Origin of the sequence: Achromobacter sp. (assembly GCF_049647645.1) — a bacterium.
Taxonomy (GTDB): Bacteria; Pseudomonadota; Gammaproteobacteria; order Burkholderiales; family Burkholderiaceae_B; genus Achromobacter.
Window position 1 is genome coordinate 75,858 of sequence record NZ_JBARYB010000209.1, and the last position, 20,207, is coordinate 96,064.

Annotated in this window: 23 protein-coding genes; 12 read left to right on the plus strand and 11 right to left on the minus strand. The window is 61.5% G+C overall.

The features are described from left to right. Nucleotides 1-101: 101 nt before the first annotated feature. The 8 genes from WBB14_RS23730 to WBB14_RS23765 all read right to left on the minus strand — a co-directional run bounded on the left by WBB14_RS23730 (nucleotide 102) and on the right by WBB14_RS23765 (nucleotide 5,470). Entirely contained in the window at nucleotides 102-536 is a 435-nt protein-coding gene (locus tag WBB14_RS23730) for a hypothetical protein (protein ID WP_424242013.1), read from the minus strand. A gap of 1 nt (nucleotide 537) precedes the next feature. Continuing rightward, nucleotides 538-969 carry a phage tail fiber protein gene (locus tag WBB14_RS23735; protein WP_424242014.1) on the minus strand — a complete coding sequence of 144 codons (432 nt, stop codon included), beginning with the start codon at nucleotides 967-969 and terminating at the stop codon, nucleotides 538-540. A 9-nt stretch (nucleotides 970-978) separates the two neighbouring features. Next, a complete protein-coding gene (locus WBB14_RS23740; protein WP_424242015.1) occupies nucleotides 979-2,457 on the minus strand; it encodes a DUF3383 domain-containing protein in 1,479 nt (492 codons plus the stop codon). Between the two features lie 4 nt (nucleotides 2,458-2,461). Then, entirely contained in the window at nucleotides 2,462-2,995 is a 534-nt protein-coding gene (locus tag WBB14_RS23745) for a phage neck terminator protein (protein WP_424242016.1), read from the minus strand. A gap of 302 nt (nucleotides 2,996-3,297) precedes the next feature. Then, nucleotides 3,298-3,558 (minus strand): hypothetical protein, encoded by a 261-nt coding sequence (locus tag WBB14_RS23750; protein WP_424242017.1) that lies wholly within the window; start codon nucleotides 3,556-3,558, stop codon nucleotides 3,298-3,300. Beyond that, nucleotides 3,555-3,911, minus strand: a complete 357-nt coding sequence (locus tag WBB14_RS23755) for a hypothetical protein (RefSeq protein WP_424242018.1) — start codon at nucleotides 3,909-3,911, stop codon at nucleotides 3,555-3,557. Before WBB14_RS23755 ends, WBB14_RS23750 begins: the two co-directional genes overlap by 4 nt. After that, a complete protein-coding gene (locus WBB14_RS23760) occupies nucleotides 3,904-4,647 on the minus strand; it encodes a hypothetical protein (protein ID WP_424242019.1) in 744 nt (247 codons plus the stop codon). Before WBB14_RS23760 ends, WBB14_RS23755 begins: the two co-directional genes overlap by 8 nt. Beyond that, nucleotides 4,634-5,470, minus strand: a complete 837-nt coding sequence (locus tag WBB14_RS23765; RefSeq protein WP_424242020.1) for a YdaU family protein — start codon at nucleotides 5,468-5,470, stop codon at nucleotides 4,634-4,636. Before WBB14_RS23765 ends, WBB14_RS23760 begins: the two co-directional genes overlap by 14 nt. Nucleotides 5,471-5,581: 111 nt before the next feature. On the opposite strand from WBB14_RS23765, the gene WBB14_RS23770 reads away from it, so the two are divergent. Next, complete coding sequence (locus tag WBB14_RS23770) at nucleotides 5,582-6,679, plus strand: S24 family peptidase (protein ID WP_424242021.1); 1,098 nt, start codon at nucleotides 5,582-5,584, stop codon at nucleotides 6,677-6,679. A 121-nt stretch (nucleotides 6,680-6,800) separates the two neighbouring features. Here WBB14_RS23770 and WBB14_RS23775 read toward each other — a convergent pair whose 3' ends face one another. The 3 genes from WBB14_RS23775 to WBB14_RS23785 all read right to left on the minus strand — a co-directional run bounded on the left by WBB14_RS23775 (nucleotide 6,801) and on the right by WBB14_RS23785 (nucleotide 8,775). Then, nucleotides 6,801-7,502 (minus strand): hypothetical protein, encoded by a 702-nt coding sequence (locus WBB14_RS23775; protein WP_424242022.1) that lies wholly within the window; start codon nucleotides 7,500-7,502, stop codon nucleotides 6,801-6,803. A gap of 1 nt (nucleotide 7,503) precedes the next feature. Further along, nucleotides 7,504-8,013, minus strand: coding sequence for a hypothetical protein (locus WBB14_RS23780; protein WP_424242023.1), 510 nt, complete (start codon nucleotides 8,011-8,013; stop codon nucleotides 7,504-7,506). A 327-nt stretch (nucleotides 8,014-8,340) separates the two neighbouring features. Further along, nucleotides 8,341-8,775 carry a DUF6196 family protein gene (locus tag WBB14_RS23785; protein WP_424242024.1) on the minus strand — a complete coding sequence of 145 codons (435 nt, stop codon included), beginning with the start codon at nucleotides 8,773-8,775 and terminating at the stop codon, nucleotides 8,341-8,343. A gap of 642 nt (nucleotides 8,776-9,417) precedes the next feature. Here WBB14_RS23785 and WBB14_RS23790 point away from each other — a divergent pair. From WBB14_RS23790 to WBB14_RS23840, 11 genes are all read left to right on the plus strand, one after another. Continuing rightward, complete coding sequence (locus WBB14_RS23790) at nucleotides 9,418-9,708, plus strand: hypothetical protein (RefSeq protein ID WP_230696108.1); 291 nt, start codon at nucleotides 9,418-9,420, stop codon at nucleotides 9,706-9,708. Beyond that, nucleotides 9,692-10,018, plus strand: coding sequence for a hypothetical protein (locus tag WBB14_RS23795; protein WP_046804238.1), 327 nt, complete (start codon nucleotides 9,692-9,694; stop codon nucleotides 10,016-10,018). The genes WBB14_RS23790 and WBB14_RS23795 overlap by 17 nt, the downstream gene beginning before the upstream one ends. 15 nt (nucleotides 10,019-10,033) lie before the next feature. Continuing rightward, nucleotides 10,034-10,771: a toxin co-regulated pilus biosynthesis Q family protein gene (locus WBB14_RS23800; protein WP_280026925.1), complete on the plus strand. Its 738-nt coding sequence runs from the start codon at nucleotides 10,034-10,036 to the stop codon at nucleotides 10,769-10,771. 24 nt (nucleotides 10,772-10,795) lie between these two features. Next, nucleotides 10,796-12,487, plus strand: a complete 1,692-nt coding sequence (locus tag WBB14_RS23805; protein ID WP_280026926.1) for a type II secretion system protein GspD — start codon at nucleotides 10,796-10,798, stop codon at nucleotides 12,485-12,487. Nucleotides 12,488-12,489: 2 nt separating this feature from the next. After that, entirely contained in the window at nucleotides 12,490-13,851 is a 1,362-nt protein-coding gene (locus tag WBB14_RS23810; RefSeq protein ID WP_424242025.1) for a hypothetical protein, read from the plus strand. Continuing rightward, on the plus strand, nucleotides 13,835-14,371 hold the full coding sequence (locus WBB14_RS23815; protein ID WP_280026928.1) for a hypothetical protein: 537 nt from the start codon (nucleotides 13,835-13,837) through the stop codon (nucleotides 14,369-14,371). Before WBB14_RS23810 ends, WBB14_RS23815 begins: the two co-directional genes overlap by 17 nt. Beyond that, a complete protein-coding gene (locus tag WBB14_RS23820; RefSeq protein WP_280026929.1) occupies nucleotides 14,368-16,161 on the plus strand; it encodes an ATPase, T2SS/T4P/T4SS family in 1,794 nt (597 codons plus the stop codon). The genes WBB14_RS23815 and WBB14_RS23820 overlap by 4 nt, the downstream gene beginning before the upstream one ends. Further along, nucleotides 16,158-17,258, plus strand: a complete 1,101-nt coding sequence (locus WBB14_RS23825; protein ID WP_280026930.1) for a hypothetical protein — start codon at nucleotides 16,158-16,160, stop codon at nucleotides 17,256-17,258. The genes WBB14_RS23820 and WBB14_RS23825 overlap by 4 nt, the downstream gene beginning before the upstream one ends. Nucleotides 17,259-17,336: 78 nt before the next feature. Continuing rightward, entirely contained in the window at nucleotides 17,337-17,960 is a 624-nt protein-coding gene (locus tag WBB14_RS23830; protein WP_280026931.1) for a type II secretion system protein, read from the plus strand. Between the two features lie 66 nt (nucleotides 17,961-18,026). Next, on the plus strand, nucleotides 18,027-19,304 hold the full coding sequence (locus WBB14_RS23835) for a prepilin-type N-terminal cleavage/methylation domain-containing protein (RefSeq protein WP_424242026.1): 1,278 nt from the start codon (nucleotides 18,027-18,029) through the stop codon (nucleotides 19,302-19,304). Nucleotides 19,305-19,364: 60 nt separating this feature from the next. Continuing rightward, on the plus strand, nucleotides 19,365-20,195 hold the full coding sequence (locus tag WBB14_RS23840) for a hypothetical protein (RefSeq protein ID WP_280026933.1): 831 nt from the start codon (nucleotides 19,365-19,367) through the stop codon (nucleotides 20,193-20,195). Nucleotides 20,196-20,207 lie beyond the last annotated feature (12 nt).

Consider the following 20,207-nt stretch of genomic DNA (forward strand, 5'->3'; position numbering starts at 1 on the left):
GTACAGGTCTTCGGCGCCATAGACCGTCTGCAGATCATGCAGCAAGGCCGGATGCCGGGAAATCACCACGCCGATGATGCGAGGCACATTGGCGTAGCGGATCAGGCGCGGGCCGCCACTGTGGACTTGGAGCCCGAAGTCGATGGGGTGGCGGCCGCGAAAAAATCCAGGTGCAAGCCCAGGACTTTCTTGCGCAAGCTGAGCATGGTCGCCACCTCCTCGATATCGCCGGACATGAGCTCGCGCGTCACATTCGGGCTCGGCTGGAGCTGCACGCAATCCATCATCTTTTCCAGCAGCGGTTTGGCGCTGTCGAAAGGCAGCTTGGCGATGGCCTTCATGCCCATGGCAGCCACGCCGGCCAGCCCTGCCTCGGCGATGTTTTCCGGGATTTCCACCCCGGCGTTCATCAACGAAAACAGCGCACGTCCGGCCCATTCCTCGGCCTCGTAGGCAGAAAGCTCCGTCAGGATGAACACCTTGCCCTTGTCGCGCCCTTCGGCGCCGATCGTCAGGGTTATCTGCTTTCTAGCCATGTCACACCAGCGCCGGCGAGACGTTCTGCCAGGTGATCTGGAACGCCATGGGTTGAAGAAGCGCCTTGGCGTCCGGCGCCGGCGGAACCTGCGTCAGCACGCCGCGGGTCAGCGTGTACTTCCGGTCGATCGACGGGATGTTGAGGGTGCCATTTGCATAGAACACTTCCCGGGCCGCTTCGCTGGCCGCGATCCAGATCTCGAAAATGCGCATGGACGGGGAGTCGGGCTGGATCGTGATGATCTGGACGCGGGGAACCGGCACGTAACTGGCCGACATGCGGCCATCCACGCCCATGGTCACCTGCGCGGGCTTGGCAGCCTCGAAGGTGAAAGCGCTTTCGGAAGCGTAGCCCTCGATCTTCTGCGGCACCGGGAAAACGCCGCCCACCGCAAGCATCAGAACGGAATTGGCACTGGTCAAAGTCGCCATGTTGAATCCTTAGAGAATGGCCAGCGAGGCCAGGGTGATCTGCTGGACGGAACCGCCGTCCAGGTACCAGAACGTCATGGGCGGCGTGCCGCGGGCTTCGCGCACCTGCGGCGTCGCGTCCTTGATCTGCAGATACCAGCCACGGGTCTGGAGCGTGTCGGAGATGTCCACCCCGGCCTGGCTGTTGACCTGGGCCTTCTGTTGGCTCGACAGCGTCACGCCGGCGCGGATGGCGCCGAAGTTGACGGCGGCATTGATCGGGTCCAGGCAGGCAGCGTCGATCAGCGTGTAGCCGTCGATGTTGTAGGGAATGGCGTTCACCTGGGTCAGCAGCGTCATCAGCGCCTGTTGGAACGCCGCGTTCAGCCAGATCTGGTTGACGTAGGTGTCGACCCACTTCCAGTTGCCGCTGATCTGGCCCGGGTAGAGAAACCGGAAGCGATCGTTGCTGGTGGCGTAGTCGCCATAGAAGTTGTAGCCGTTGTCGATCAAGGTCTGGGCGGTGGTGGCGTCGGTCACGGAGAACGCCAGACCGGATTGGCCCTTGAACGCCAGGGTGGCGCGGCCGTTGGTGCGCTCGAAGTCTAGCGACGCGACGGCGCCCAGGACAAAGGCGGCGTGCTGAGCGTCCTGGTAGACCGGCACGGAGCCCGAGTACTCGTTGGCGCTCACAATGGCGGCCCAGTTGGACGTGTTGCCCTGCTGCGTGGCGGTGACGTCGGTGTCCCAGCCGACGTAGGCGTAACGATCGCCCTGGGCATTGGTCCAGGCCGAAAACGCCACCTTGCCGGCCGTATCAGGTTCGAACGTCGTCATGAACGCCGCCCAGTTCTGGGTCAGGTCGGTGATCCGACCCATGTTCGCTGCCGGAACTCCAACCGCCGCGCCCTGCGACAGAACCGCAGCCGTGGCCTGAGTCAGCTTCAAGCCCGACGCGATGGTGCCGCTGCCGTAGGACACCGTGCTGGCGGCGCCGTCGGTAGCCGAGGCGATCACAAAGGCAGCGCGCTGCGCGTCATAAGTGCAACTTGCGCCCAGAGTGGTGAACGCCGCTTCGATGGTTGCAGCAGCATTCGAAAAACTCGTCGCCGTCGACAGGTCGATGCTGGCGGAGGTCTTGGCCACGCCATCAATGGTCACCGTCAGGATGCCGGACAGCGCCTGCAGCTGGGTCAGCGTCACCGAGGCCATGGAGCCGCCACGCAGATAGGCCGAAGCCGCTGCCGTCGGATATTGAGCGAACAGCAGATTGCCCGGCTTGCGGGTCGAGTTGTCGAACCCGTTGAAGTAGACGTCGGCCAGGGCGGCCTCGGTCGAGGTCGGACCGAAGAAGCGCTGCACATCGCGCGCGGTTGCGAAACTCTGGACGGCGCCGATGGGGACGGCAGTATCGTTGGTCAGGATCAGGCCGTTCAAGTCGAGCGCCGATCCGCCGGCTGCGATTACGCCAGGAACTACCTGGACGATTTCACTGGCGGGAATGGACATAGCGTTAAGCTCCCGTAGGGTAGGTGGTGTCGACCTCGATGAGGCCCACATGGAGTTGGTCCGCAAACTGCTGCGGCACGGTGATGGATGGGTTGAACTGCAGGACGGCGTCAAATGACCACCGCTCGAAGGTCGGGCTTGCTCCGCTCTCAAAAGGCAATTGCTTGAGCTCGCCCGCGTATAGCGGCTGGGCTCGTCCCAGGCTCCCCAGGAACTCGCACCCGTACTGGCTGCGCCAGGCGATCGATAAGGTGAGCGCCAGATCCTGGGCCCGTGTCCCGTAGCCCTCCACTCGGGCAGACCATTGCGTGGCCTGGGTCATGCTGCGCGTCCCGGCTGCTGCCGACGGATCGGCGTAGGCCATGACCGGCACGGAAAGCCCGTGCGCCGCCAGCGGCGTAATGACGACGCACTCGCGCGGCGGGGCAGGAACCCAATTGGGCAGGCCGCGGACAACGTCGCAGTCGACCAGTGTCTTGAAGAATGCGACGAGGTCCTCTACCAGCTGGTTTTCAGTGATGCTGATCTGAACGCTCATGGAGTTGGAGTCCTGCCGAAGAGGTAAGCGCCGAAACAACGCGCCAAAAATGCAAAAGCCCCGGCACGTGGCCGGGGCTGCATTTGCTAGGGGCGCAATGCCCCGGGCCCATTGTGACCGATTGCGTGACCTGAGAAACCGGGTCTTGTGACGGAACCGTCACACGCCATGCACAATGCCGTCGGAGCCCTGCTGAAGAGGCCAAGGCAACACGCCGAAAAGCAAAAAAGCCCCGGCACATGGCCGAGGCTTCATTTCCTGGGGACGCAATGCCCCGGACCCATTGTGACCGATTGCGTGACCTAAGGGGCGGGGGCTTGTGACGGAACCGTCACACGCCATGCATAGGTCCGCCCGTGGCCGCCCTCTGCAGGTTCTTGAATCAGTACGCTTCCCGTATCTTGCAGCGCATCCATGGCCCGCTGAATCCCTCTTTGCATGCGCGTCTTTTCCGGCAGGGACAAAGGCCGGCCATGCGACACGTGCCGGACCAGCTCCATCAAACGAAATGAGCGCCCAGGATAGCAGGCCATCAGATCCATCACTTCATGCGCGTACTTCACGCCAACCTCCTTTCGACCAGGCTGCGAAACAGGCCCAGGTACAGCTTGTATTCGGTTTCGGTCAGGGCTACGCCTGTCGTCTCGGCGATCCAGTCCAGGGCTTTCGCGCGGCGCGCCCTGCCATCCAACTGGCCGAACATCACGTTCTTCTGCGGGTACTCGGCGATGATGATCATCCGCTCGTGCCAGGGCAGCGCGGCATGCATCGCCTCGACCTCCATGGCGTGGTGGTGGTTGATGGGCCGGTAGTCCTCCTCTTCGGAGAGGTACGCCTCCATGTTTCCCACCGTAGCGCCTGACCAGGTCCAGCGGACCCAGTTCCAGATCAGATCGTCACCCGTCAATTTACTCATCAGCCACCTCGCATTGTTTACCTGTCTTGCCGCTAGCACCGTTCTTCAGACGGTCCGCTGTTTCCTGGCTTTCGCCCTTGGCACGCCTGAGCATGTCGGCGATGCCCTTGCTCGGATGATCGCCACGCGCGATGCGTGCTTCCCACTTTTCGATCCAACTCCGATGCGGGCGCCCACGCTCCCTCAATATCTTCTGCGCGCCCATTTTCTTGAGCGCCGCCTCGGCCTCGGCGCGCGTCGCCATGGTCTGGCCGGGCGCCGGTAGCGCCGGGCGCGGTAGCGGAACATCCGCCCACATTCCCTTCGCCAGTTCCTCGTTCAGGGTCTTCTCCCACCGCGCCTTGATCGCCCCATAGGTGCAGCCCAGCAGATCCACCGTGCTGACGCCCACCGCGGCCCAGTACACCGCCGGATGCGACCAGGCCCCGAGCTCGCCCCGCCTGCGGGCGGACATGCCGCGCACCGCCTCGTGGTACGCCACTTCCGGGACCATCCACGGGCAACATGATTTGATGAACTGCGGCAGCGTCGGTGGCCATTCCTGGGTGAGGCAGGCGACCAGGCCGCGGCGCACCTGGACTTCATCCAGGCCTGCCAGCTTCTGATTCCATGAGTCCTTCAACTCACGCGCCGTCAGGCCCTGCCATTGCTGCGCAAACTTGGCGCCGTACATCAGCAGCATTTCATTCACCACCAGCGCCCCCAGGGCGGTGGGGGCGATGTCAGCGGGTGGCATCGATCGTCCCCATGAATCGTTCGCGCGGCCGAGCTTCGTCCGCCAGTGCCTCGCGCAGTTCGTCGGTCCAGTCGGCCAGGCGTTGCGCCCTGCCTGTCGCGGGGCTGCCCCGGGTCTGGGTACGCGGCGGAAAGAGGCCCTGGTACCCGCCGGCGATGCTGTTTGCGATTACGGCGCCCGGCTGATGTCCTTCGGCCAGATAGGCGGCAAGCTGTTGCAGCTGACGCCTGGCGCCCTGCTCCGTCACCGGCTTCTTGCGGGCCTTGCGGTCGGCGATCCAGCCGACCCAGTCCTCGCGGTCGAGCCAATCCGGAAGGTCGATCACGGCGGCGTCGAATCCGCTGCCTCGCTTGCGCGAGGCGCAGAGGTGATCTTCTGGTTCCTGGTTCTTGGTTCCTGGTTCTTGGTTAGCTTCCGATCCGGCTTTTTCCGGGTCATGGCCAGGTTCCTTGTTGGAACCCAGGGGAAACCCGCCGGGTTGTTCCGGATTGCGGTCGCCCTGCCTCGGCCGGCCTCCCCGCCTGCCGTTGGCTTTGGCGGTCTCGGCCTTGACGTGATACGCGGCAATCTCCACGTCCGCGCGCTTGTTGTGCCAATGGCCGTCCCGCAAGACGAAGAACTCGGACAGGACCTGCGCAGCGGCTTCCTTTTCTTCCTCGGTCCGCGCCCCCACCCACCGGTACACCTGTTGCAGGTTTTCCACGATGGGCTGCTCTTCAGCGTAGTACCGGCGCAGCAGACGGCTGTAAATGGCATCCTCAACCAGGCTCAAGTGCGCCGTGGCCTGGGCGTAGTCGCCGATGTTGTGGCTGTAGTAGTTCATGCGTGCTCCTGCATCCTCCGCCTGTTCTTACCCCGCTATCATTGTTGAATCTTAGAATGCTAAGATTCTAAATGCAAGCCAACTAAGATTGTTTTTGTTTAGCATCCTAAGATGACCTTTCAGAAGCGAATCACACAGGCGTTCAACGAGGAAGCGGCCCGCCGGGCGGACGCGGCCGAACCACGCCTGACCAAGACAGACCTATGGAAGGCAGCGGGCGCCTCTTCCGGCGCCGCGACGCATTGGTTCAATGGCTCCAACGGCATGGACATGGCGACCTGCATCAAGGTTGCCCCACTCCTGCGCGTGAACGCGCAATGGCTGTATGACGGGACCGCCCCGAAGCTGCCTGCACGCGATGGATCCCTTGCAGCCGCTGCGCTGGCAAGTCCCCCGGCGCCCTGGCCCTTTCCTGGCATCCCGGAAGAACAAGTGCGCGCATTGCCTCCGGACCAGCTGAACAAGCTGCAGGGCGCGCTTGCATTGGCGATCGCTCAACTGAAGTTGGGAATCGATGTCTCGCCTACCCCTGCCGCGCCGCAGGTGCCGACGGTCTTGCGCAGCGACTCGCTGATAGACACCTATCTGTCGCGCGACGAATTCCCCCTGCGCATGGACGGCCTGCCCGCGGCGCCTTGGGAGGGCGGCAAGACCACGCACCAGACCGAGCGCGAAGGCCGGGTGCGGATCAGCACGCAGACTGGCGTGGTGGCCAATGTGGGCGTGGGCGAACCGCCTGCGGCCAACGACAGATTCGAGAAAGTCCCCGAGTTGGCGGACGTGCGCCTCGCGGCGGGCGAGCCTATCGAGAACCACGCCGAAGAACAGACCGGAATGATCCAGTTCCGCAAGTCATTCCTGCGGTCGGTAGGCGCGGACAGCGGCAAGGGCCGCGTCGTGTATGCGAAGGGCGACAGCATGGAACCCGTCATCCGGAACGGAGCCGCCCTGCTCGTGGTCCCCAACGAAAACCTGACGCTGCGGGACATTGCGTCCGGCGGCGTCTATGCCATCAACTATGACGGCAAGATGATCGTGAAGACGGTAGCCAGGGAACGGCTCAGCGGGCAATGGGTGGCGCGGTCGTTCAATCCCTTGCACGATGACATCCCGCTTGAGAACGGGGCATCGGTGCGGGTGCTGGGGCGGGTCGTGTGGGCGGGTGCGCGGCTGCGGGATGATGAGGCTGGGCAGTGGGCAAAGCCTTAGCCGGGCCTGAATACCAAACCTTAAACAAACAAGCCCCGACCGATTCATTCGTGTCGGGGCTTTCTCTTCTTGGCTCGCCAGGCGAGGCTTGAAGCCCCAGCACGCGCGAAAAAGCCGTCGATTACTTCAAACTTTGTGCGACCTGCTTCAACCAGTCGAACTCGACCTCGGATGCATCGTTAATGAAGATCGTGACAGCGCGATTTGCGTCACGCCAGGTGATAGCTGATACGCCATTTCCCGTAATGTTGCTTACGGAGCGGGAAACGATAACTCCTCGTTCAACGCCTTGAATAAGCATCCGCGAATTCACGCGCTCAAGAGAGGTCACATCCCTCACCGGTCCATGGGCCAGCGCGCTATCAACAATGCTGATGAGTGGATGTTCGCCGCAGCGATACACGCTTCTCGTCGCACTGAATTTTCCTTCGAACGCCAGCCCCTCGTCCGCCTGGGCAATCTCACGGCAACCCTCCAACAAGCTGCCGGCAATTGGGGTGGATTCGACGACGGATCCCTTGACATTGGGCGGCGCCTTTGTTTTGAGTATCTCATGCAAGGCCATCATTTCGATGTCCGTCTCGAGCCTCACATCCACGTAGTTGATATCACCAGCTTGTTTCTTTGAATCACCAGCGCTGCGAGCGGCCGCGTTTCTCGCGGTGTTACGGTCCTGCATGCGCTTATACATCTCGGACCCGCTCTCATAAATTTCAGACTGGGACGGGAACTCGGTAATTTGGGCTGCAAGAGCCATGGAATGGAAGAAAGCGGTGCCCCACGCTGCCGCCAGAACCCATGCCGCTGTATGCCTCTTCAACATGTCACCACTCCGCCAGACTGCAATCACTTGCCCAGGTTTCTTTGCAAAGCCACACTGACCCGACCGCCGAACCCGCCCACCAACCGCCACAATTTTCACGAATCAAGTCAACCGCGTACTCTTGATCCAGCGGATCCATATCGCGATTTGGCCCCAAGTCGTGGATCCCCTCGACAATCCAATCCCCGCCAAAAGCTCGGAACCAGTTCACGTTGCCCACGCGCCAATCCACTCTTGGACCGTCCTCGTAGAAATGCTCCCTACCGAGGGATGCGCTCGACATCCTCGAACCCACCGCCATCTCCCAGTATGAAGCATCGGCGCTACGATCCCACGAGATGCTCTCGTTGTTGCCGCAATTCGCCCGAGAGAACATTCCGATGTTCCAACTCTTGGAACGCTGCGCAAAGGCTCCATCAGCCGCCATGAGCAGCCCCAGGGCCAACATCCCGGTTAGCATGAGTTTGCGGACAGGGTATTTTTCCTGTGCCTGTGGATTTTGATATTGCATGTACGTTGCCGCTCCTGGAAATGGGCCCCAACTGGTGGTCCGCGTCGGGACTGGTCGTTTACTTGAATGATCGGAATCCGTGCAAAGGCCGGCCTATCGGCTACAGCCTCGTCACCCGGTTGCGCAGACAGCGCTAGCAAATCGCGCCACCCTGATCAATAAGTTGGCAGCTGTTTAATGCTCCTGCCTGCGCACTTTAATCTTAGAAAGCTAAGATATAAAAAGCAAGCATACTAAGAGGATTAAGGCCCAGCCCCTGTGACGACTTTGGCCGTGGGATATGACTTGGGGTCGGCGGCCGCTGACTGCCGTAGTCAACGATGAGGATTAATGCCCCTCGACAAGCCGCTTGACCTCGGCAAACACGTCGTCCGCGAGCGCCGTCGGCACGCCCCAATAGTCGAAGATCCCGCCATCTGACTGATTTTGGCCACACGTGACAAATACGCCTGTGCCAAACCGGCACTTCAAATGCGTTGCCAGCCACCCGACAAAGCCACTATTGTCCGCACCCGCTGGGAAATGAAAGCGAAACAACCCAAACGATTCCTCGTGCGTCCCGTCGCTGGGCACAAGCTGGCTCCACACGTTGTCATCGCGCACCAGAGCAAGCGCGTCTGCTCGGACCGCGCTGGGAAACCCATCCAACGGGAATTCGACGAACGCATAGGTGCCTGGGTATATGCGTAGTCGTGCCTCGGTGATTACCTGGCGTAGACGTTGCTCGGTTTGCTCGGCGGTTTCACGGGAGATATTGACCATGGCTGTTCATGCCTTTGGCTTGGCAACGGGTTGAGACCTCGTGGGTATAGCACGAGCACTACCCGATTCCACGGATATACCCTAAGGTCGTATCCCCGCCAAATTTGTCGATGTAGCCGCGACACCAAACGGTGATCGTGTCACCTGATCATGTCACCATTCGCCAATGAAAAAAGGCACTCCGCTTACGCGTAAGTGCCTTGTCTTCATTGAATTCTTGGGGTGGCTGATGGGGCTCGAACCCACGACAACTGGAATCACAATCCCATGCCAGTGGGCATCTTTCCTTTTATTATTCAATACTTTACGGCCATTCAGTTTTCAACAAGAACTCCCCGTAGCTGACCAATTAATGAGCCTCTCCTTAGGCCCGTTGAAAAAAATCGACGACATCCAGGCCCTCCGACAACAGTCAACCGATCGGCTTGATTGTCGTTTCAAGCCCAGGCCCAGCATCTAGTCCGCTAGCGTCTCCACATCAGTTATCTGGGCACAAGGTTGCCCGTAAGCTGCTGTAACTAAACTGGCTCTGCCCCTGCGGTAGAGCGGTTCTTCTCCCTGCTCCGCCGGGCCCCGGGCCTCCAGCGAGCCGTTAATACCTGTCGAATTCCAACCGACAGGACATCCCAGGAAAGCTCTCATATGAGGTCGATACCCCATGCGGACGCAATCGCGTTCCGCGGTCAACACGCGTCCTTTGAATTTCCGTCCACGGCGCGCGACGCCCGCCACGCTGCTCGTACTTGGTTCGAAGCAGCCCCCGAGATGAGTCCGGCCCAGTACCGCGACCAGCAATTTATGGAGCATTGCAAGGGCAAAGCCGACTCGCCCCTCGAACGCAGAATCCGGCGGGACGCGTTCAAGCAGGCATTCGCTGAGGCCATGGGTCACATCGTGGTGGAGGAGGCGCGGCTCCATGCGCTCCCTGCTTGAACGCCCGATTACGTTCCGCCTGTCTGATGCCGCCCGCCGGCGATACGAGCAGGCAGCTGCGGATCGTGGCATGACGCTTTCCGCGTACCTGCGGGATCGGCTCGAAGTCGACGACCAGGTCGCCGAACATGTCTCGCAGCTGCGCCTCACCCTGCTGGACAACGCTCCGAGCGGGCAATCCGACGCTTCGCTGCTGCCCATCCTCCTCGAACTGTTGCTACTCACGAGGCGACAGAGCCAACCCGGCGAGTTGCGCGCCGTCCATCATGAACTTGAACGACAGGGCGTGATGCCCCGGACTTTCAAGTAACTCTTAGGATCCCCCATGCAAGCACCCCTTCTGGCGGCCGTCGTATCGGCGGCCTGCCTTCTTTCGGCCTGCGGATTCGTGCCGCCCGCCCCTCCGACACCCCCGGACTCCGGACGCATCCTGATCAACCATGCGGATCCGCGCACCGTTCTACCGGGTAAATCGCCGACAGCCCTGGCTTCGGCAGACATCCCCCCGATCCCGGTGCCCGAAGCGCCGCCCAAGCTTGAAAGTCCAGCGTCCCCCGCCAGCGCCACGTCGCCGATGGCTAGCAATGCAGCGGCTGCTGCCCCTGGCGCCAGCACCACCGCGACGCCGGCACCGGCTGCCGAGACGACGGCACAGACCACTGAGGCGAGCACAAGTCCGCAGCAGGTCGCGGCCGCGCCTGGCCCCGTCATCACCGTGGAGGTCGCTTCGGCGGAGCCGGTCGCCGAACCGGAAATCGTGGAACCTCCCAAGCAAATTTGGCGCATCAGCCCACAGGACGGGACGGTCCGCCAAGCGCTCGTGCGCTGGGCGTCCGACGCCAACTGGACGTTTGGACCTGATCAGTGGGAACTGAATTTCGACATACCGATACAGGCTCCGGCCGAGTTCGAGGAGGCCTCCTTCCGGGAGGCCACCCAGGCGCTGTCCCAGGCGGTCGCGATGAGCGAATCGCCTATCCGCCCCTGCTTCTACGGCAACCGCGTCCTGCGCATGTTGCCCTTCACCCGCAGCTGCAATCGCTCCCCCGCCCCGCAATCCTAGCCGTGGCATTGACCAGGAATATCCATGACTGCATACCGCACTGTAGCGGCCGCACTGACGCTTGCAGCCCTGTCCGGCTGCTCCGCGCTCCAATCCACAGACCGAGTCACCGCCCGTGCTGACCACGAAGGCTCCAAGGGCGCGTTCGCTATGGACGCCTTCAAGGGCATGGCAGGTGACACCGACCGCGCCAAAGGCCAAGTCGTTGAACTGCCGTGGATCGCAGGCCGGCCCCAGCCGCTTGCCCGTGATGTCACGCTGCCGCCAGCGCTGCGTGCGAACGTCAACACGACGCTGTTGTTCGAGAACAGCGCGGCAGACCTCAAGACGCTTGCCGACCGCGTCCAGCTCGCCACCGGCATCCTGACCCACGTGTCGGCAGACGCGTTGCTGCCGGCCGAATATTTCCTTCCGCGCCTGGCAATCGAACAGGGCATTGCCACCGCAAGTGCCAGCTTGACGGCGGCCACGGCCGACACGCTGGTTCCGGCCCTTATCCCCGGTATTGCCGTTGACCGCACGGCAGGCCCCGTCCTGCCCCAGGGGGTTGCGCGCACGAAGATGGCTCCTTTGCCCCCGGGCCAAGCGCCCCTCGCCACCGTACTGGACTCGATTGCACTGCGGTTGGGCGTCTACTGGCGCTACGACGAAAAGATCGGTGCGCTTCTCTTCTATCGGACGGAAACCAAAAGCTACGTCGTGCGGACGCCGACCCAAGCCGCTGAAGAGAACCTTCAACGCGATATCAAGTCTGCGAATTCAACGCTCGCGGACAAGTCGACCAACAGTTCGAAGGAAGAAGCCCGCGAACTGGCCGCTGTCGTCACCAAGCTCGGCCAGTTCCTTAGTCGCGCAGGCGTAATCAAGTCTGCGGACGGTGCGGCCAACACCATCGTGGTCACCGATACAAAGGATGCGCAGGATCGAATCGGTGAATTTCTGGACGCTGAGAATCGCCAGATGACGCGTCGGGTGCGCCTCGTCTTTGAAGAGATCACCGTCCAGCGCGATCGCCTGAACCAGGGCAGCATCGACTGGAAAATTCTGTTCAACAGCCTCGGGCGCGGGAACACAGCATCGGCAACCGGTGTAGGCCCCTTGCTAGACGCAGCCCAGGCGGCGGGCTCAGTGGGCGCTTCGGTGGGCAGCGGCCCCTTCGCTGGCACCAACATCGCACTGAGCGCGCTTTCGCAACTCGGGTCGATCGTCAATCACAAGAGCATTCCGCTTCTTTCGCAGAACCGCCGCCCCGCGAAGTACGACACGCGCAACACCTTCCAGTACATCAAGGATCTGCAACAGACCCAGAGCACGTCCGACAGCTCGGCGCCGACGGTCACGGTCACGCAAGACGAAAAGACGGTCGGGACGTTCCTCACGGTCGTGCCTGACGCGCAAGATGACGGCCAGGTTCTGCTGACCATCGCTTACGACGACACCCGGCTCATCGAAATGAAGAAGCAGCCGCTCGGGTCACGTGACGATCAGTCCTTTGTGCAGCAGACCAACATCGGCGGCCAGGGACGAGTCCAACAGGTGATGGTTCGCCCCGGAGAACAAGTGGTCATTGGCGGATATCAACAATCTGCCGACAGTTCAACTCGGCGCCGTCTTGACGACAAAGCGCCGATGCTCATGGGAGGGTCCGACGCCTCGCAAGAACAGCAACTACTGACGGTAGTGTTGGTAACCGCAATCCCAGAAGAAGGATTCTGACCGTGGCAACGCGACAGAAAGTCGCTCGGCGCACGAGCTACAAGCTCGTCGCGATACCGGGCTCGCCAAATCAACTTGTCCTCGGGATGAAGTGGCGCACCGTCCTAGGGGAAGACCTGGAAAAACTTGCCCTCAAGACCGCCCGCAAGGCACGGGCAACGCACTTTGTGCAAAGCGACGCGCGCAGTTCATCGGTCGGCTTGTTGGCTGCCAAAGGAAGCGAAACACGCGCAAAGAGCAGAACAACGCTTTTCTCTGGCGCCGCTGCTTTTGCACAGATGCATCGACATGGCACGCATATCGTTGCATGCACGCTTCCCGACCAATCCGTATGGTTGGCGGTGGTCATCGACGGGGTGGTGCAGACGGGCGGCGACACGATATTTCCCGACCAGGCCAAGGCAAAGAACGCCGTCGAAGAACTGACTGCGCGCTACCGGGAACACCAGGTCCACAGCAACTACATCACACAAGCGCGCTTGTTCTCCTTGCAACAGCTCACTGCACATGTGAATGGACAGTCTGCGTTGCGCAGGGCGTCCTTTAGGCTGTCCATGGTGTCGCCCATCTGGTGGGTGCTCATAGCGGCGGTCGTCGCCTATGAGGCATGGGATTACGGATCCGCTTGGTGGGACGAACGGCAGGCAAAACTTCAAGAAGCGTCCCAGGCGGCACAACCCCATTTCGACGCCAATGCGCTATGGGAAAGCGCTATCAGCGCTTGGGCTAGGTCGGTCAAGACTCAGGGCGGCGCGGGCATGACTGAACTACTCAATGTCATCCTGACGGTGCCAGTAGAACCAGGGCGGTGGCGGTTGACGGAAGTCGACTGCCGACCAAGCACGGGGTCGTGCACCGCCACTTACCGCCGTACACGTCTGGCCGACAACCATACGCTGCGGGCGGCGCTGGCCGAATCGTTTCGCATCGTCCATCCGGATTTGGATACTGCTACCGCAACATGGCCACTTCCGAAGGGGCGCTCGGCGCCAACTGTGGCATTGCGGGACCTCCCGACGCCAGCCGCGATCCAGACAACCTGGGAACCGAGCTGGCAAGCGCTTCGGCCCGCATTGCAAGACTTCACGCTCTCAAAACCTGCGAGCGTGCAGATCCTCGTGCCCAACATCAAGTTGCCCAACGGCCTGGAAGAGCCTGTGCCGATGCCGTCGGGCACGAAGCTACCCGCCAGCCGCGCGCTGGTGATCAATGCGCCCCTGCGCTCGCTCTATGGCCTGGCCTTGCCGACGACAACCCAGATAACGCAGCTGCATGTGCGTTACCAGCCGGACTCCGCACCCGGACTCGCCGCAAGCGCGTTCTCGGCCACCTTGAAAGGAGATATCTATGTACTCGCGCCGTGAAACTTCGCTGCGCAATCGGCGTGCCCTTTGTCTGGCGGGCCTCGCCCTGGCGGTTGCCCTACCTGCCGGCGTGTTGGCGCAATCCGACACTCTCTCCGTGGCGCCGGAAGCTCCGGCGGCACCGCCAAGCCACTTGGTGCGCGAGCTGCTGGAGCATGACGCCAAACAGGCGCTCGCCATTGAACGCTCGAAGAACAAGACAGCGCTCGCGAGCTCGTCGCCCGCAGCACCGCCCGCCATAGGAATCACGCCGGCAGATCCCGAACAGGCGACCGCTGCCTCGGCATCACCTTCGAAGCAACGCCTGGCGCGGCTAATCGCCATCGTCGGCGTGGGCGGCCACCTGGCCGCGCATCTGCAACTGGACAACAGACAGGCCGTCTACGTGACCGGGAAAGCCGCGCCGGCCACGGGCGCTGGCCAGGGTATGCGTCTGCTGGAGATTTCTCCACCCTGCGCCACGTTCCTATCGCAAGAGGAAGAGACGTTCACCTATTGCCTAGACGAGAGGGCACCATGAAATTCAGCATTTTCCAATGGACTCGGCGAATGATGCGCGTGTTGCGCGTCGGCTTTCGCGAAGAAGAGCCGGCGCCTGTCCTGAGCATGTCGCTGACGCCTGTCCAAACTGACGACTCCCCGGAAGGTCATCTTGACTCTTTTGAGGATGTTGAAAACATGCGTCCGGCCTTCGAACTTCTGCGCGTGGATTGGTGCGGCTCTGAAGCCGCTGCGAAAGCATGCGTGGCAGAACTCGAAGGCAAGCGGTATGTGGTCTTCGTCAAACAGGGGGAACAGGACTCCGACCTGTACCGTGCCGTTCTGTTACGTGCTCGGGAGGCCGCCGGGCGCGACAACGTGGACGTGTACACAGTCAATCCCGTCGTGCTGCTTGCCTTGGTCCGTGAGCGCATGCAAGCCAAGGACGTCAAGCAGCGCACATCCAGGACGCGCGCGCTTGGCGCACGCTCTGCGGTGCGCGTGGGGTTTCATGATTTGGCCGCGTGGGCTGTTCGTAACGGCGCCAGCGACATGCACTTGAACATCGACACCACGGCTGCCATCTCACATGTGAGCGCAACGATTGACGGGCAGTACACCACGCCCAAGCAACTGGCGATGCCGACCGAACGGCTCATTGAGATGGGAAACGTTGCATGGCTGGATGTCCACGGCGGCAACGGGCTTTTTCTCGACATGACCAACGAGCAACAGGGCCGGCTATACGAAGTTGTGGACGACCGCTCTTACATGCTGCGCTGGGGATCATTTGTGGCAGACAAGGGACCCTCCATCACCCTTCGGATTCTGGACATGGATGCCAAAGTTGAGCCCGTGGACATGGAAACGCTGGGCTTTATGCCTTCGCACGTCGCGAAATTTGAACGATGCCTGCAAAGCCAGGGCGGCGCCATCGTGACGGGCGGCATTCCCGGATCGGGAAAAACCGTCACCAACGCCCAACTAATCGTGCGGTTGCCCGCAACACGCAAGGTCATGACGATCGAGGATCCCGTCGAACTGACCATCCCGCGCGCGTTGGCCGCCAGTGTCTCTCGCTCACTTGATGGCTCGGACCGAGACACGATGCGGTCCAAGCTCATGGCACTCAAGCGGGCTGCTGCGAGCGACGTGTTTCTTGGCGAAATCCGCGATTCACTCACCGGATCAGCATTTCAGGACATCGTCTTGTCGGGAAGCAGTCTCTATACAACGACACACGTTGGCCACGCGCTCTCAATTCCGCAGCGATTTGCTTCCAGCGAGATCGGCGTTCCGCGAACGACCTTGGGCACGCCCGGCGTCCTGAAGCTGCTCTCACACCAAGCACTGATGCCTGTCACCTGCGATTGCGCACTGCCGGCAGCTTCACTGCTTGAAGGCGCCGCCGATCGGTTGGGAGTGCGCCGGACGCGGGATGACTGGGCCCGCTACCTCGACGACATCGAAACCCTTTACGACTTCGGCAGCAATCGCATCAAAGTTCGCAACCCGGACGGTTGTGAGAAATGTCGGATCAAGGGGATTCCGGAGCTGTTCGGGTACGCCGGTCGGACAGTTGTCGCCGAAATGTTCGAACCGTCGTCAGATCCAGAAGCGCTTCGTGCCATCAGCAGCGGCGACGAGCTACGGCTACGTGAGATTTACGCCGGTCACAGGACCGCCGCATACGACCACCCCGACATGGAAGGAAAGACCACCATGGACTGCGCTGTCTACAAGATGAGTCAAGGCTTGATCGATCCGCGGGACATTGAGCCGCATTTCCAAGCATTTGCCACGCTGCTTCGACAAAGCGAGCGGAAATGAAGCTGCCCTTCGCTCTGACACGGGCCGGCCAGGCCGCGCGCAAGTTTGCCCGCCAGCGGGCGGATTGGTACGAGTATCTGGCCGACATGACCGAGGACACGCAAGGCCAACGGACGATCCTCAATATCCTCGACAGTGACGCCCAGCGGTATGGGCGCAGTGCGCGGGGCATCCTCTCTGCCCACTGGGCGCACAAGATTGTCGAAACTGGCGAAATCGGCAAAACCCTACACGGAACACTGCCTGCCAAGGAGGTTGCTGAATTTGTTTCTTTGCAACGCCAGGGCCAGGCCGTGCTGGCCAGCGGGCTGCGGGATATGGCCAGCCTTGTGCGCTTGAACTCCAGACTGAAGACAATCCTCGTCACCACGCTCATGACTTCGGCCATGGCCATGGCGTTGTTATGGCTTGTGATCATGGTTGGGATCCCCTACTTCACCGCCCCGATGATTCTCGGATCGTTACCGGCGGCTCCGCGTGCGTACCTGAGTCCACACAGCCTGGCATTCTTCGACCTCGCCGAATGGATACGCCAGAGCGGCGCTCGGGTTTGGGTGGGCACGCTCGTTGCGGGGATTGCGGTCCAACTGTCGTTCCCGTACCTCGACGGACCGATACGGAGATTTCTGGATCGCTGGGGTCCATACAGCCTCTACCGGGATGTCCAGGGCATTGGCGTTATCAGCACAGCGGCAACTGCGGTCAAGCCAAGGACCGGAAAGACGATGCAATTGCGCGAGGCAATCGAACTTCAATTCGACGGTGCCTCTCGTTGGCTGACCGGGCGTTTGCAGGCCATCCAAAATCGTCTTGAAGATTCAAGATCGGGCGCGCAAGTTTTCGATGTCGGGCTGATGGATCAAGAGACTTATTGGTATCTCGAAGATCTCACCAGCACCCTCGGCCTGGACATCGCTCTACAGAAGACCCGCCACAGGATGGAAACGGTCGTCCTCAAACGCGTCGAAGCACGCGCGCAAGTACTGCGCTGGGTCATCTTGGGCTGCGCCTTGTTCGCAATGGCAGGCCTCTATGCCTGGCATCTGAGCGTTCTGAACGACATGCAGAACGCCGCAGTTCTCGACGCCATGAGCTAGTGCAAATCCAAACCATCACGCGTGCCCAAGCGGCAAAGATGTTCCATCACTTCAGCCTTTAAAAACCTGGAATTCATCATGAAGCACTTTTCCAAGCAACCTCGACCTTTCAAGAGCCACGCGGCCAGGCAACGCCTTCGCCAAGGCGGCTACACCATCGTAGAAGTCATCGCCGTGATCGCGATCATTGGCTTCCTGGTGATTATCAGCATGCCCGCCATCAAAGGCATTTTTGTTCAAGCCCGAGTTGGTCCGGCATCTGCCGAACTTCAACGCTTTATGACGGCGACCCGTTTGCTGGGCGAAGGCGATTCTGTAACGCCCTACGCAGCCATCAGCAACACGTCGAACCTTGCGCCGGCCATGAGCGAGTCTTCGGTATTCAAAGTGAACGGTGCCACGGTGGCCCACCGGCTGGGTGGCTCAGGCGCGGGGTCGAACGGCACGATCACCATCGGCCCTGTGGCTCTCGGGGGTGGTGCTGCCGGCAGCGGCTTTGGGTTGACCTTGACCAATGTGAACCACCGAGCGTGCCCAGGTCTTGCCACCACGTTGAACTCCGTGTCCGAGACGATCAGCGTGAACGGAACCGCAGCAAAAACGCTAGGCGCGAACAACGAGCCGGGATCCTTCAATGCGGTCACTGCTCAGGACCTTTGCGTGAAGGGTGACAACAACACGTTCGTCTTCGCCACGCGATAAATCCGTAAACCAGCAATCCGGACGAGGCCTTGCCTCGCCTGACACTGCATAGACGGCGAACCTGCCATGTGCCCTTCTGAAGTTACTGTGCCTCGATCAGTTCACCGCCAAGCCGGCTTTACGCTCATCGAGTTGATGGTCGTGCTCGCGCTTCTCACACTCGCCGTTGTCCTGAGCGGACCGTCATTAAAACGACAGGTTGACGCTACCGCTGCGGAATCCACCGGCCGTTACCTTGCGCAACTTCGCGGTGCAGTTGTGGACCTTCAGGTTAAGCACGAAGCGTGGCTGCGCGGTGAGAATATCGCCAGCGCCCCGGCAGGCGCCTACCCCCCGCCGCCAGCACTTAGCTGGGTCGCTGCCCCGGGAGCGCAGGTCGCGCGAGGTGGCGTAGCGGATCTCGCAGCACTCGGCCTGCTACCACCTAGCACGCCCCGCTTCCCATCCCTGGGCGAAACCGCCCGTTTCATCCTTGTCCGCGAAGGAGCATGCCCCGGTGACAGTTGCCGCACGGGCGCCTATGTATATACCTGCCAACCGATCAGCGATGTGCGTAGTCGTCGACTCAATGACACCTGCACCGCACCGGCCGGCAAGGCGGCTCGGTTCAATCAAGTGCTGCTCAGCAAGGTGATGGCAGCGTCCGAAGGATATGGTGGCCATGACGCCAACGGCGGGACCAATGTGCGCGGCCCGCTTATGAACATTCCGCGCGGGTGGTTCGATTTCGGTGCGGAGCCGGGCCATGCAGTCCTGGCGGCGGGTTTGGGTGCCACGCCGTTCGGCCAGTTTGTTCGCCACGGAGAAACCAGACCAGTCACGTTCAACAACACCCTGACGGTGGCCGGTGCGATTCAGACCAATACCGGTTTACTGCTCAACACGGCCGTCGCACCTGGCGCTGCGTGCACGCCTGAAGGCCTATACGCTTCGACCGCCAACAAGCTGCTCGCCGTTTGCACGGGCGGTGCGTGGTTCGCCCAGAACGGTCACGTAATCACGGGCACTTACAGCGACCTTCCCAACGACGCTGCAATCCCGGCTGTAACGTGCCCTGCGGGGCTGTCGCCCTGGCGTCAGATCGCCCTGCAGGGCGTTGACGCCACCGCACGCGGTGGCGATATCAATATCGGTGGCGCGATCGGTGGAACCATCCAGGGCTCTGGCTATGTCAATGCCGCTGGCGCCGTGTCGGTTGGCGGCTCCTTCAGTGGCACCTTCCAAAACTCGGGAAATAGCTATGTCCGTATGGCGCAGCGCGCCAGCATTGCCGGCGACCGCGTCGTGATTACACCCGCAGACATGGGCGCGCGCGCCTCGGTGATTCAGGGCTGCAAAAACTAGCCCTGCGCCACAGGTCTTCCCCTAGCCGCCCACCAAGCGGCTCTTCTATCGGAGATATTCATGTTCCTTCCCTCCACGCGAGGCAAGGGCAGGGCCCTGCTCGCCCTGCTCTTCGCGCTGCTCCTGCCCACTGTCAGCCAGGCATCAACCACCAATCAAGCTGACGTACAACTGGGAACCGAGCTCAATACGATGGTCATCCGGGTCGACCAGGGCGCGCCGCTTCCGCCCGGCGGTTGCGTCGGTGGCTACTCGTGGCACACGACCTACGGCGGGTGCCGGATCGCCCGGACGCAGGCCGAATATTCACAGTGCCCCGCCGGGTACACCGGCAATCAGGTCCGCTACCGGACCTACTACGTTCTGCAAGCCAACGCGAACGATGTCGCCTACGAGGGCTGGGGACCGTGGCAAGACGGTTGCACGGCATCCCGCGCCGGCGGTGTCCTCGATGTCGTGATCGCAAAGGCCCGTGGCCGCGAGACCGGCGAAACACTCGACAACAGTTTGCGCGGCACGATCGCCGCGCAGATGCAAGTCAACTACGGGACGATGTTCGGCGCCACCATCTATCGCCCGATCGCAGAACTGAACTGCATACACGCATCAGGCACCACATTAGGGGACACCACTCGAGTATGGACGGGACAGCTGATGCCGCCCGGCACGTCCGTGACCAAAGGTGTGTCCGGCTACTGCCAGCTCTCCAACGGAAACCGAACCGCCACCTTATACGGCAACTGCGATAGCAGTAGTGGCGGCGATGCAGACAACTGCCAGAGCGCGACACGCGTCGTCAACATCACGTCTGTTAGCGGGTGCTCGGTCACAACTGAGACGCGCTTGCATGGCCAGCTCATCGATGTCGGCAACTACGGCATCTGCAACTAACTAGGGAGATCC